Annotated in this window: 15 protein-coding genes and 1 pseudogene; 6 read left to right on the plus strand and 10 right to left on the minus strand. The window is 50.4% G+C overall.

All coding sequences use genetic code 11. From position 1 onward, the window contains the following. Positions 1 to 5 precede the first annotated feature (5 nt). Positions 6 to 842: an ion transporter gene (locus ACLJXE_RS11230; RefSeq protein WP_410750882.1), complete on the plus strand. Its 837-nt coding sequence runs from the start codon at positions 6 to 8 to the stop codon at positions 840 to 842. Positions 843 to 879: 37 nt separating this feature from the next. Here the strand turns inward: ACLJXE_RS11230 and ACLJXE_RS11235 are convergent, their stop codons facing one another. Then, complete coding sequence (locus ACLJXE_RS11235; RefSeq protein WP_213132587.1) at positions 880 to 1209, minus strand: HI1450 family dsDNA-mimic protein; 330 nt, start codon at positions 1207 to 1209, stop codon at positions 880 to 882. 34 nt (positions 1210 to 1243) lie between these two features. Further along, a complete protein-coding gene (gene cls / locus ACLJXE_RS11240; RefSeq protein ID WP_048211484.1) occupies positions 1244 to 2704 on the minus strand; it encodes a cardiolipin synthase in 1461 nt (486 codons plus the stop codon). Between the two features lie 142 nt (positions 2705 to 2846). Between cls and ACLJXE_RS11245 the strand changes: the two genes are divergently transcribed. Further along, a complete protein-coding gene (locus ACLJXE_RS11245) occupies positions 2847 to 3020 on the plus strand; it encodes a YciY family protein (RefSeq protein WP_005126414.1) in 174 nt (57 codons plus the stop codon). 53 nt (positions 3021 to 3073) lie between these two features. Here ACLJXE_RS11245 and ACLJXE_RS11250 read toward each other — a convergent pair whose 3' ends face one another. Then, entirely contained in the window at positions 3074 to 3370 is a 297-nt protein-coding gene (locus ACLJXE_RS11250; protein WP_048211485.1) for a YciI family protein, read from the minus strand. A 223-nt stretch (positions 3371 to 3593) separates the two neighbouring features. Here ACLJXE_RS11250 and tonB point away from each other — a divergent pair, with 223 nt between their 5' ends. Continuing rightward, on the plus strand, positions 3594 to 4313 hold the full coding sequence (gene tonB / locus ACLJXE_RS11255; RefSeq protein ID WP_410751032.1) for a TonB system transport protein TonB: 720 nt from the start codon (positions 3594 to 3596) through the stop codon (positions 4311 to 4313). Between the two features lie 68 nt (positions 4314 to 4381). Here the strand turns inward: tonB and yciA are convergent, their stop codons facing one another. The 4 genes and pseudogenes from yciA to ACLJXE_RS11275 all read right to left on the minus strand — a co-directional run. Further along, a complete protein-coding gene (gene yciA, locus ACLJXE_RS11260; RefSeq protein ID WP_286630957.1) occupies positions 4382 to 4783 on the minus strand; it encodes an acyl-CoA thioester hydrolase YciA in 402 nt (133 codons plus the stop codon). A 165-nt stretch (positions 4784 to 4948) separates the two neighbouring features. Then, the gene (locus tag ACLJXE_RS11265; RefSeq protein ID WP_003020667.1) at positions 4949 to 5488 is read right to left on the minus strand and encodes a septation protein A; all 540 of its coding nucleotides are present in this window, start codon (positions 5486 to 5488) and stop codon (positions 4949 to 4951) included. A gap of 56 nt (positions 5489 to 5544) precedes the next feature. Beyond that, a complete protein-coding gene (locus ACLJXE_RS11270) occupies positions 5545 to 6288 on the minus strand; it encodes a YciC family protein (protein ID WP_040233207.1) in 744 nt (247 codons plus the stop codon). A gap of 28 nt (positions 6289 to 6316) precedes the next feature. Beyond that, positions 6317 to 6403: pseudogene (locus ACLJXE_RS11275) on the minus strand (YkgJ family cysteine cluster protein); the annotation flags it as partial. A gap of 281 nt (positions 6404 to 6684) precedes the next feature. On the opposite strand from ACLJXE_RS11275, the gene ompW reads away from it, so the two are divergent. The 3 genes from ompW (at position 6685) to ACLJXE_RS11290 (ending at position 9393) form a co-directional block, all read left to right on the plus strand. Continuing rightward, on the plus strand, positions 6685 to 7323 hold the full coding sequence (ompW, locus tag ACLJXE_RS11280) for an outer membrane protein OmpW (RefSeq protein WP_286630958.1): 639 nt from the start codon (positions 6685 to 6687) through the stop codon (positions 7321 to 7323). A 130-nt stretch (positions 7324 to 7453) separates the two neighbouring features. Further along, the gene (locus ACLJXE_RS11285) at positions 7454 to 7729 is read left to right on the plus strand and encodes a hypothetical protein (RefSeq protein WP_410750883.1); all 276 of its coding nucleotides are present in this window, start codon (positions 7454 to 7456) and stop codon (positions 7727 to 7729) included. A 191-nt stretch (positions 7730 to 7920) separates the two neighbouring features. Further along, the gene (locus ACLJXE_RS11290) at positions 7921 to 9393 is read left to right on the plus strand and encodes a GGDEF domain-containing protein (protein ID WP_410750884.1); all 1473 of its coding nucleotides are present in this window, start codon (positions 7921 to 7923) and stop codon (positions 9391 to 9393) included. A gap of 32 nt (positions 9394 to 9425) precedes the next feature. On the opposite strand, the gene trpA is transcribed toward ACLJXE_RS11290, so the two are convergent. The 3 genes from trpA to trpCF are packed head-to-tail and all read right to left on the minus strand — an operon-like array spanning position 9426 to position 12794. Next, a complete protein-coding gene (gene trpA / locus ACLJXE_RS11295) occupies positions 9426 to 10232 on the minus strand; it encodes a tryptophan synthase subunit alpha (RefSeq protein ID WP_410750885.1) in 807 nt (268 codons plus the stop codon). Further along, the gene (trpB, locus tag ACLJXE_RS11300; RefSeq protein ID WP_005126427.1) at positions 10232 to 11425 is read right to left on the minus strand and encodes a tryptophan synthase subunit beta; all 1194 of its coding nucleotides are present in this window, start codon (positions 11423 to 11425) and stop codon (positions 10232 to 10234) included. The genes trpA and trpB overlap by 1 nt, the downstream gene beginning before the upstream one ends. A 10-nt stretch (positions 11426 to 11435) precedes the next feature. After that, complete coding sequence (gene trpCF, locus ACLJXE_RS11305; protein ID WP_410751033.1) at positions 11436 to 12794, minus strand: bifunctional indole-3-glycerol-phosphate synthase TrpC/phosphoribosylanthranilate isomerase TrpF; 1359 nt, start codon at positions 12792 to 12794, stop codon at positions 11436 to 11438. Position 12795: the final 1 nt, after the last annotated feature.

Below are 12795 nucleotides of genomic sequence, written 5' to 3' on the forward strand. Positions count from 1 at the left end.
TAAATGTGTCAGGCTTAGTCTCTTCTGTTCGCCGTACTCTCTACCGTACATTATTTGATTTAGATACACGCTCGGGGCGCCGTTTTGAAGGCATGTGTGCCCTGTTCGCGTTGCTGAGCGTGGTTGTTATCTTCATTGAGTCTGGGGTTGGGACGCAATACCATTTAACCTATGATGAATGGCATATTTTTGTCTGGCTGGAAGTCTTTATTACGCTGGTCTTTACCATCGAATATCTGCTCAGATTGTGCTGCTGGGCCAATCCTGCAAAATATGTGTTTAGCTTTTGGGGAATTATCGATCTCGCGACGATTCTGCCACTGTATGTGATGTGGCTATGGCCGGAAATTAGTCTGAGTTATGTTTTCGCCTGGCGAGCGATGCGCGTGCTGCGTGTATTGCGAATACTCAAACTGTTGCGATTTATGCCGTCGCTGCGTGTGTTCTGGAGCGCAATTAAAAGTGCCCGTCATCAGTTGATGCTGTTTTACTCATTTATTGCCATTCTGATGATTGTATTTGGTGCACTGATGTACCTGATTGAAGGCCCGAAATATGGTTTTACCACGCTGAATGCGTCGGTATATTGGGCAATCGTTACGGTTACGACTGTTGGTTATGGTGATATTACCCCGCATACACCGCTTGGCCGCATGGTTGCGTCAGTACTGATCCTGATTGGTTATTCGGTTATTGCAATCCCGACAGGATTGATAACAACACACATGAGCAGTGCGTTTCAGCATCGGCAAAATCAGCGCAAATGTCCACAGTGTCAACAAAGCCAGCATGAGCACAGCGCGCAATTTTGTAATCGCTGCGGAAATAAATTGCCTGACTAGAAATAAAAAAAGCTGCGAGAGCAGCTTTTTGTTTTCATTATTCGCGCCAGAGAATGTGGCAGAGTTTGTGATCTTTTTCGCGACATAACAGAACACGCGCAAAAATATCGTTAATCTCGCCATCTTCTGAGTCTGCCAGACCAATTACTACTTCGGCGAAGAAGTCAGGATTCAGGTCAAAATCGACGTGCTCCTGCCAGTCTTCCGCAGGGTCAAATAACTCTGCACCGCCACGTTCTTCAAACTGCAAATTGAACAGAAGGATGTCGGCCGGATCGAGATTGTCCGCCGCCAGTTCGAGAAAAATGTCATAAGCCTGCTCAAGCGTTTCGTCTTCGGTCAGGCGGTTGTTCAAATCCATATCCATAATGACTACCTGTTTACTGTCTGATGGGCACGTTTTACAGCAACGGGCTAAAGAAGTAAAACAGTCGCTCAGCGATACGCTGCCAAAGTGGTCGTTTTACCCACAAACGTGCATCTAGCAGACGGGAACGCGAAATATAATCATCCTGTACCGCGGCGAGGTCACCGCCGAATCCGGCATCGTCAATCACCAGTGTGATCTCAAAATTCAGCCACAGGCTGCGCATATCCAGGTTTACGGTACCGACAAGACTCAGTTCGCCATCGACCAGCACGCTCTTGGTATGTAACAACCCGCCTTCGAACTGGTAGATTTTCACACCTGCCGCCAGTAACTCGGTGAAAAAAGCCCGGCTTGCCCAGCCAACCAGCATTGAGTCATTCTTGCGTGGAAGAATGATGCTGACATCTACACCGCGCTGCGCCGCTGTACAGATGGCGTGCAGCAGATCGTCACTGGGGACAAAGTAGGGGGTGGTCATGATTAAATATTCACGAGCAGAATATGCGGCGGTCAATAAAGCCTGGTGGATCAAGTCTTCAGGGAAACCTGGACCGGAGGCAATAGTGTGAATGGTGTGTCCGCTGGCCTGCTCAAACGGCATGATGTTGACATCGGGAGGCGGCGGTAAAATGCGTTTACCGGTCTCAATTTCCCAGTCGCAGGAGTAGACGATCCCCATGGCAGTGGCCACCGGACCTTCCATTCTCGCCATCAGATCAACCCATTGTCCGACACCTGCATCCTGTTTAAAGAAACGCGGATCGACCATATTCATGCTACCGGTGTAGGCGATATAGTTGTCGATCATGATCATTTTACGATGCTGGCGCAGGTCCATACGGCGTAAAAATACACGCATCAGGTTAACCTTTAGCGCTTCGACCACCTCGATTCCCGCATTGCGCATCATCGCCGCCCACGGACTACGGAAGAATGCCACGCTGCCGGCGGAGTCCAGCATCAAACGACAGTGAATCCCTCGTCTGGCGGCGGCCATTAATGATTCCGCGACCTGATCGGCCATACCGCCAGGTTGCCAGATGTAGAACACCATCTCAATGTTGTGACGCGCCAGCTGAATATCGCGGATTAACGCCTGCATCACGTCATCAGAACTGGTGAGAAGCTGTAGTTGATTACCCTTAACGCCAGCAATGCCCTGACGACGCTCGCATAACTTAAATAATGATGAGGCAACGCTGCTGTTTTCTTGCGCGAAAATATGTTTGCAGGCTTTGAGATCGTTCAGCCATTTAGCTGTTGAAGGCCACATCGCTCTGGCACGCTCGGCGCGGCGTTTGCCCAGGTGGAGTTCACCAAAGGACAGATAAGCAATGATCCCTACCAATGGCAGTATATAGATGATCAAAAGCCAGGCCATTGCGGAGGGTACTGCGCGTCGCTTCATCAGAATGCGTAACGTTACGCCAGCAATGAGTACCCAGTAACCCAGAATGACCAGCCAACTCACCACGGTGTAGAAGGTTGTCATAAATTTAAAAATCCTTTTGAAAGCGTATTGTTAAGAGTTTACGCATCAGGATTCATCTGGCAAATAAAAACAAGGGAAAACCACTGGCCTGCATTCGGTCTGGGGGTATAATGCCCGCTCTGTGACTGGAAGAGTAGTTAACATGAAGCGTAGTAGAACGGAAGTGGGACGCTGGCGGATGCTGCGTCAGGCTAGCCGCCGTAAAGCACGTTGGCTTGAAGGGCAATCGCGTCGTAACATGCGTATCCACTCCATCAGAAAATGCATTCTCAATCATCAACGAAATTCGTTGTTGTTTGCGATCTACAGCATTTGATCCAAAAAGGGCACCGCTGGCGGTGCCCAATGAATTCCTGTCCGTTCTGTTTCTTAAAATACTTTTTTGTACGGTTTGACCGAAACCTGCGCATAAACTCCTGCAGCCACATACGGGTCGGCATCTGCCCACGCCTGCGCTGCCTCTAAAGATTCAAATTCCGCAATCACCGTCGAGCCGGTGAATCCCGCTGCACCCGGATCGTTACTGTCGACCGCGGGCATGGGGCCTGCCGTCAGTAGACGACCTTCATCATGGAGGAGTTGCAGACGGGCGAGGTGAGCAGGGCGCACGGAAAGACGTTTTTCGAGAGAATCTGCGATATCTTGAGCATAAATAACATACAGCACGGGTAGAGCTCCTTGATCGGTAAAAGTCGCGTTTACGTTATTGGAAAGCCCTGGTAACTGCAACGTAAAGATAATAGCTTTGTTAAGGCCATATTAAGATAATGGTTTTTTTACATGAAATTGCGTTTTAAATGCGGCTTACTGTCATGGGCTTATTGAATATGATTGCTATTTGCATTTAAAATCGGGGCCTGGTTTTATAACTGAAACGATTATGACTGCAATGACCCTTGATTTACCTCGTCGCTTTCCCTGGCCGACGTTGCTTTCCGTCGGCATTCACGGCGCTGTAGTGGCGGGTCTGCTGTATACCTCGGTACATCAGGTTATTGAACTGCCTGCACCCGCGCAGCCGATCTCTATCACGATGGTCGCACCTGCCGATCTTGAGCCACCTCAGGCAGTTCAACCACCGCCTGAGCCTGTCGTTGAGCCTGAACCGGAACCTGAACCTATACCGGAACCGCCAAAAGAGGCACCGGTGGTGATTGAGAAACCGAAGCCGAAGCCAAAACCGAAGCCGAAACCGGTGAAAAAGGTTGAAGAGCAGCCAAAACGTGATGTGAAACCGGCGGAGTCGCGCCCGGCGTCGCCGTTTGAGAACACGGCACCTGCTCGTCCGGCAACGACAAGTACCGCGCCGGCAACCAGTAAACCTGTGGTTAGCGCACCGGCGGGGCCACGCGCCTTAAGCCGTAATCAGCCACAGTATCCGGCGCGTGCGCAGGCTCTGCGCATTGAAGGCCGGGTGAAAGTCAAGTTTGATGTCACATCCGATGGTCGCGTGGAGAATGTTGAAGTGCTTTCCGCACAGCCTGCCAATATGTTTGAGCGTGAAGTGAAAAATGCGATGCGCAGATGGCGTTACGAGGCTGGCAAACCTGGTTCAGGCCTGGTGGTGAATATCGTTTTCCGTCTGAACGGTACGACACAGATTGAGTAACTGGCGTGCCGGAGTTGGCGTCAGGCTTTCTCCGGCAAGCAGGTCTGATAACGGTTCAACGCCGGTTATCAGGCCTGTGTTGGTATCGGACGGGGTTTACCGTCTTTATCTACAGCGACGTAGATAAACAGGGCTTCAGTGGCTTTGTAACGCTGGCCAATAGGTTCCGAAGCGACTTTCTTCACCCAGACTTCAATATTAATGCTGATTGACGTTGTCCCGCGTTTTACGCAGCGAGCGTAGCAACAGACCACATCACCTACGGCAACCGGGCGCAAAAAGCTCATACCTTCAACTCGCACCGTCACCACGCGGCCGTGTGCGATCTCTTTGGCCTGAATAGCGCCACCAATATCCATCTGTGACATCAGCCAGCCGCCAAAAATATCACCGTTAGCATTGGTATCGGCAGGCATGGCCAGAGTGCGTAAAACCAGTTCACCCTGGGGGGTGTTATTCGTTGTTGTCATTGTAGAACCGACTGTAGAGAAAGATTACAGGCGCGATGCTACTAGAATTTACGGGCGGAGAACAGAGGGGATGCGGCGCGCGGAGGGGATGTAAGCTGGCTTGTCTGTCACGAAGAACGCAAGCGGATAAAAATTCGCCAGATCCGGGGATCTGGCGAACACGTATTACGATTTATCTTCCTGCGGCAGATGGCGGTAGATATAGACTCCGCTCAGCAATGTGAAGAATAAGGTCAGGGCGGTTAATCCGAACACTTTGAAGTTGACCCAAATGTTCTGCGGCAGCCAAAACGCAATGTAGATATTGGCCAGTCCACACAGGATGAAGAAAACGGCCCAGGCCAGATTCAGCTTCGACCATACCGGCTGCGGCAGCGTCAGTTCTTTTCCTAACATGCGCTGAATCAGTGGCTTTTTCATCACCCACTGGCTCACCAGCAGCGCACCGGCAAACAGGCCGTATATCACCGTAACCTTCCACTTAATGAACTCATCGTTGTGAAAGAAAATCGTCAGGCCACCGAAGACGGCAACCAGCACAAAGGTGATTAGCGCCATCTTCTCGACCTTGCGATAGCGAACCCAACTGTAAATCAACACCACAGCTGTTGCGACAATAAGCGCGGAGGTTGCCGCGTAGATGTCATAAAGCTTATAAAAAGCAAAAAAGACAACCAGCGGTAAAAAATCAAGAAACTGCTTCATTCTTCGAGTCCGTAATCAAAAAGCATCGGGTAACACGCCCGGGATGCGTTCAGGGTTTATTGACGAATCAGCATATACAGGCGGAACAAATAGATCAGCAGCACAGCAGAGATCATATTGCTCAGCGTATTCGCCAATACCGCGCCTACGTTCGGCGTTAACACTGCAAAACTTGGCGCAAAAAGCAACAGCAGCGTTTTTGCCAGTAACCAGCCGATCACAGCCGGCGCTACCAGTCGCATATTAGACCACGCCAGACGCATACTGTTGCGCATAGCGGCAAAGACGCCCATTTTATCCTGCACAACCATCACCGGTGCGAGGGCCAGCAAGATAGCCAGCAGAATACCGGGCACGACAACCAGCATAATACCGACCTGTACCAGCAGGGTAGTCAGAAAAATCAGAATAAACAATTTAGGTAATACCGGCGCGCTGGCGCCGATGGCGCGTAATGCGCTAACCCGATGACCCGCCGAAATCAGTTGAATCATCAGGATGATGCCTCCTGCAAGGATGGCATTACCAATCAGCCCTGAAAACGTCGATGCTGCAGAAGCGCGTAGCAAAATTTGCTGCTGCTCCGGCGTCATATTCTGTACCAGATCGAACAGGCCCACACTGCTGGTTAGCTGATCCCCTTCGCTCAGTTGCGCGATTTGCGCGTCGCTGGGAGAAAAGGCATGCCCTAGCACCACTGTGATAAACGCGCACAATAACGATACCAGCAAGATGGTAATGAATTGATTACGGAAAAAGTTTCCCGTGTCACGGTAAACGGATTTCGCCGTGATAGACATGCACTCTCCTTGAGTTTTGCAGGTGTTCATTTGCGCGCAATTGTACCCTGGATAACTCTACAGTGGCAGCATCGTGCGATGTATGGAAAGGCATATCTTTGTAAAGCTCCGGTAATTTTTGGCCAGGACTTCAGCATCTTGCAACATCGTTGTTTGTTCTCTGTACATCACGTTCAAATAACCATCGCTTTCTGTTGGCGTTAAAGGTATTTGCATAGTGAAAATATATCAAAATTGATCTGAATTAATTTAACCAGGATTTTGAATGCAAGTTCTAACTTAATCTGGATCAATAAATGTTAAATTATCAAACCCAATGTGATCCCGGTTAGATCACTTATTACTCCATTGTGGGTATATTTGTTCCGCTTTTATAACCATAACGATGGAGCGGACATGAAAAAATTAACAGTTGCAGCATTGGCTTTAACAACTCTTCTCTCTGGGAACGCATTTGCGCATGAGGCCGGAGAGTTCTTTATTCGTGCAGGTTCGGCTACCGTCAGACCGACGGAAGGCGCGGGTGGTACGCTGGGAAGCCTGGGTGGCTTTGATGTCAGCAACAATACGCAGCTGGGCCTGACATTCACCTATATGGCAACCGACAATATTGGCGTTGAGTTACTGGCAGCCACGCCGTTCCGCCATAAGATCGGCACCGGTCCAACCGGTGATATTGCCACCGTTCATCATTTACCGCCGACGTTAATGGCGCAGTGGTACTTTGGCGACTCCAGCAGCAAACTGCGTCCTTACGTTGGCGTGGGTGTGAACTACACGACTTTCTTCGATGAAGGTTTTAACAACAACGGGAAAGAAGCGGGTTTATCCGATCTGAGCCTGAAAGACTCCTGGGGTGCAGCGGGACAAGTCGGTATGGACTATCTGATCAACCGCGACTGGCTGATTAACATGTCAGTCTGGTACATGGATATCGACACCACCGCGAGCTATAAAATGGGTGGCGTCCAGCAGCGCGACAGCGTGCGCCTTGATCCGTGGGTGTTCATGTTCTCTGCGGGGTATCGTTTTTAAGTCAGCGATTCCAGTCCGAAAGGCTGGTCGTTTTGCGGCCAGCTTTTTCTCCTCTCTTTTCCCCTTCCCGACTTTCTCCCCTTTGATGTAATGCTACTCTTTAAGCAAACTGGCTTTGAGGGTATTGACGATGACATTGACCCGTCAGTTGCTACAACAAAAAATTTCCCTTATGGAAGCATCCATAGACGATGATACGACAGAGTTTGCCGTGTATGCTGCGCGCGAATTATTGAATTACATGAGCAGGGTGGAAGCTCTGGAAAAGGTCATCTCCACACAAATCACACTACCTTATTGCAGCGCCAGTCCGGTTTGTGAAATCGAAGCTGGGTATGCCGCAGGCGTGAGCGACTGTCGGGAAGCGATTCGGCGTGCCGGCTATCCGATTGCCGGGGATGACTAGTTTGCATTTTTGTTAACAAAAATGTTCTTTTGTTGTATAAATCTGTGACTCAGATATACGGGAGAGACGTTATTTTCATCCATTATCAGGGCCACAGGACGATCTATATTTTTTTTAATACTCAGCGCTGTTATGCAACAACATAAACGGGTAACCGGTTTGGCATCACCGTTAACTATCAGGGTGGACTCGTGAAGATTGTGCAAGATAAGCTCAGGAACAGGCAGGCACTGCTGGTATCGGGGCTGATTACGCTGATATTTACCTCGTTGTTTCTGTTTATCATCTACGAACAGCGTATGGCCACGGCCAGCGAAGGGATTAACCGCCTGCAAGCCCGTATGCTGGATATCTTTAACGATAATGAACTCATCGCCGATGCGATTGGTGAGCGCTACCATCACATTAAAAATGACGATCAATGTGATAATGCGGCGCAGTTTGTTCCGCGTAATGCGGGGGAATGGGGAATTAATGCCGACCCAAAGCGGGTGCATTCGGCGACAGGGACGATTATCGCCCGACAAGCCAACCTTAAAGCTCTATGTATGTATACGGCAGCGGAGTTTATTCGTGGCAGGGTTAATGAGTTGAATCCTGGCAGTTTTGATGCGCATCGTTACATCATTGCCAGGAATGCGGATTATTTTTACTGGTTTATGCCTTCTGATTCGCGCAATTTTACGTTCTCTGATTCTGAAATGGCGCAGGACATTACCGGATTTTTCTATCCGCCAGTCGATTTTTATACCCGTCTGCTGCAAAAAAACATCAAGAACAAAGCGCTCAGCTCAACGAATTTTTATACCGATAAAATTACCGGTGGAAAAGCCTACAGCGTGGTGAGCTATATCTATGACCTTTCCGGGAAAGAGATATCGGATCAAATCGTCGCCTATCTGGTCTATGACCATTCAAAGCCTGAGTTGCAGGAGGCGCTGGCAAATGCTTTTGACTATCAAATGCCACCGGGCCTGAATGTGGCTCTGGTGAATTTATCCAATAATGAGCGCCTCTGTTTATCTGGCAAATGTACGGATAAAACGCGCATTATGGTGCGGAAGTTGTCGGAAAAATATGCGCTGTACTATTCGATAGCATTAGGCCGGTTTATGGTGCGCGATACGCACGCCGGAATTGTGATACTGCTGGCACCGTTCTTCTTTATTATGATCAGTTTCTCGCTGAAATCGTGGCTGAATCAAAGCGACCTCAAGGTCTATATTGATTCGCTGACTGGCTGCTTTAATCGGCGAATTCTCGACATTATTAAGCGTCGGGACTTATCACATTGTTCTGTGGTGCTGCTGGATTGCAATAAGTTCAAGGCTGTCAACGACACCTGGGGGCATGCAGCAGGTGATCGTGCATTGCAAACTATTGCCAACAGAATGTTGTCAAACACCCGTACAAGCCACGACCTCGTGATTCGTACTGGTGGGGATGAATTTATGATCCTGCTGTTTCGCTCCCAGACAAGTGATGCTATCGCGATTGCACAGCGTATCAGTGGCCAGGTCAACGATCACGTCTTTGTAGTGGATGGTCACACCGTACCGCTGTCGGTGTCATGGGGCGTTGCCGAGGTGAGGGGCGAACTGGATGTGGCAATCCAGAATGCGGATAACGCCATGTACAAAATGAAGCAGGCGAAAGACGGGTAAAACCGCCAGAAGTCTCTGGCGGTTATTTCAGCTTACTGATGGGTCGCGGCTTTCATTGCACTGACAAAGGCTTTCAGCTCAACCAGCATGTGCTCTGGTGCGGCAACATTCTTCTCAATGATTTTGACAATCGCCGATCCAGAAATAGCCCCCGCAGCACCTGCTTCTATTGCGCCTGTCACCTGTTCCGGTGCAGAGATACCAAAGCCCTGTAAAGAAGGCGGGGCATTGAATTCTTTCAGCTTTTCGACCAGATGATGCAACGGTAACGCTGCACGATTTTCGGCACCGGTAACACCTGCGCGTGACAATAAATAGGTATAACCGCGGCCATAAGAGGCAATCTGGCGTAGCAGTTCTTCGTCAGCGTTAGGCGGGCAAATGAAAATTGGCGCTACATTATGGCGTAATGCCGCCGTTCTGAATGGCGCGGATTCTTCAACCGGCACATCGGCGACTAATACCGAATCTACGCCAACCTTCTCGCATTGTGCGTAAAATTCGTCAATACCCTTGCTGAACACCAGGTTGGCATACATCAGTAAACCAATCGGAATGGTTGGGTGTTTTTGCCGAATCAGTGCCAACATTTCAAAGCATTGTGACGGTGTGACGCCTGCCGCGAATGCACGTAATGTCGCTTCCTGAATGGTTGGGCCGTCGGCCAGCGGGTCGGAGAACGGAATACCCAGCTCAAGCGCATCGGCACCCGCTTCGATCAGCGTATCAATGATTTTCAGTGACTGTTCAACAGAGGGATCGCCCAGGGTCACGAAGGGGACAAAGGCGCCTTCTTTGCGGTCCTTCAGTTGTGCAAACAGGTTTTCATAACGTTCCATCAGATTTCCCCTCGCGCTTTCAGAATATCGTGTACGGTGAAAATGTCTTTGTCGCCGCGACCAGAGAGGTTGACCACCAGTAATTGTTCTTTCTCCGGGTTTTCACGCATCATTTTCAACGCATGTGCCAGGGCGTGGGAAGACTCCAGCGCCGGGATAATCCCCTCATGCAGACACAGTGTTTTGAAGGCTTCCAGCGCTTCATCATCAGTAATCGAAACATAGTCAGCGCGTCCGATACTGTTCAGATAAGCGTGCTGTGGCCCGACTGACGGGAAGTCCAGTCCCGCAGAAATGGAGTAGGACTCTTCGATTTGCCCTTCAGAGGTCTGCATCATTGGCGACTTCATGCCGAAGTAAATCCCAACACGACCATGTTTCAGCGGTGCGCCGTGCTCGCCGGATTCGATCCCGTGACCACCTGGCTCAACGCCAATCAGACCAACGCTGGTTTCATTTATAAAATCGGCGAACATGCCGATCGCGTTTGAGCCGCCACCTACACAGGCGATCACAGCATCCGGCAGACGGCCTTCTTTTTCCAGAATCTGTGCTTTTGTTTCTTCACCAATCATGCGCTGGAACTCGCGTACGATAGTCGGGAAAGGATGCGGACCTGCCGCCGTACCAAGCATATAGTGCGCGGTATCGTAACTGCCAGACCAGTCGCGCAATGCCTCGTTACAGGCATCTTTCAATGTGGCAGAGCCGCTGTGTACCGGAATAACCTCAGCACCCATCAGACGCATACGGAAAACGTTCGGAGACTGACGCTCGACGTCTTTCGCACCCATATAAATACGGCACTTTAAACCCAGCAAGGCGCTGGCAAGGGCAGACGCCACACCGTGCTGACCCGCGCCAGTTTCTGCGATGATTTCTGTTTTCCCCATGCGTTTCGCCAGTAACGCTTGTCCCAGCACCTGGTTAGTTTTGTGCGCGCCGCCGTGCAGCAGATCTTCACGCTTGAGATACAGCGTTGTCCTGGTACCGTTAGTGATGTTCTGGCATTTGGTGAGTGCAGTAGGGCGACCAGCGTAGTTTTTCAACAGGTCAGTAAACTGTGCCTGAAATTCAGGGTCTTTTTGTGCACTGACGAACGCTTCTTCCAGTTGGCGCAGTGCAGGCATCAGAATCTGTGGCACATACATACCGCCAAATTCGCCAAAATACGGATTGAGTAATGTTGTCATGTCCTTTTCCTTAATATGCGCGCAGCGTCTGAAAGACTGAAGCCAGAAGACGTGCATCTTTGATGCCCGGCTGTGACTCTACGCCAGAATTGAAATCGAGCCCGGCACAGCCGGTTTTAGCCGCGTCGACGCAGTTATCTGCACCGAGTCCGCCAGCCAGTAAAACGTTATCCAGCGATTGTCCGCCTAACAGCGACCAGTCAAAGCGCTTACCGCTGCCACCCTGGCCGTTATCAAAAACGTATTTATCAATATGTTGATAGCGACGAGCGGGCAGTGATTCGCCAACACTCAGTGCCTTCCAGATTTGCACCTGCGCGGGCAACACATTGCGCAGAGCATCGACATAGGCCTGATCTTCGCTGCCGTGTAGTTGTACGGCGGCCAGCGACAGTGCGGTGACTTTTTCGTGGACGTCGGCGATGTCGGTGTTACGGAACACGCCGACATACTGTAACGGCGCACCCGTCATAACGTCTCGCGCCTGCTCAACGCTGACAGCGCGCGGTGAGGTCGGGACAAAAATGACTCCACCATAAATGGCCCCGGATTCGTACGCTGCTTTTGCATCCTGTGCTCGGGTCAGTCCGCAGACTTTATTTTCGCCAAGCAAAACGCGACGCACGGCGGTATGCAGGTCATCATGGGACATCAGCGCAGAGCCGATCAGAAAACCGTTGGCGAAATGACTGAGTTCGCGAACCTGGCCATAGGTGTTGATCCCGGATTCACTGATGACGGTGACGCCATGGCCCAGACGAGGTGCAAGCTGGCGAGTACGATTGAGGTCAATCGACAGGTCACGTAAATCACGGTTGTTAATACCGACGACTTTTGCACCCAGCGCGATGGCGCGCTCCAACTCTTCTTCATTGCTGACTTCAGTCAGCACGCCCATTTTCAAACTGTGGGCAACGGCAGCGAGCTGACGATACTGTTCATCATCTAAAACCGACAACATCAGCAGGCAGGCGTCCGCCTGGTAGAAACGTGCCAGGTAAATCTGGTAAGGATCGATAATAAAGTCCTTACACAGGATCGGCTGTGGTGCGATGCGACTGACGATGGGCAGGAAATCAAAGCTACCCTGAAAATATTTCTCGTCCGTCAGCACGGAAATTGCTGACGCATAATGTTTGTATACTCCCGCAATCTGTGCCGGGTCGAAGTCATCCCGGATCACGCCTTTTGACGGAGAGGCTTTTTTGCACTCCAGAATAAAAGCGGTTCGTGTCCCTTGCAGCGCATTGTAAAAATCACGTGTGCTGGGTTGAACATCATTTTGAAAGCTGGCCAGTGGTTGTTGCTGTTTGCGGGCTTCTACCCAAATCGCCTTGTCAGCGACAATTTTCGCTAAAACGGTTTGCATC

The sequence above is a fragment of the Citrobacter sp. U14242 genome, from assembly GCF_046555775.1.
Taxonomy (GTDB): Bacteria; Pseudomonadota; Gammaproteobacteria; order Enterobacterales; family Enterobacteriaceae; genus Citrobacter.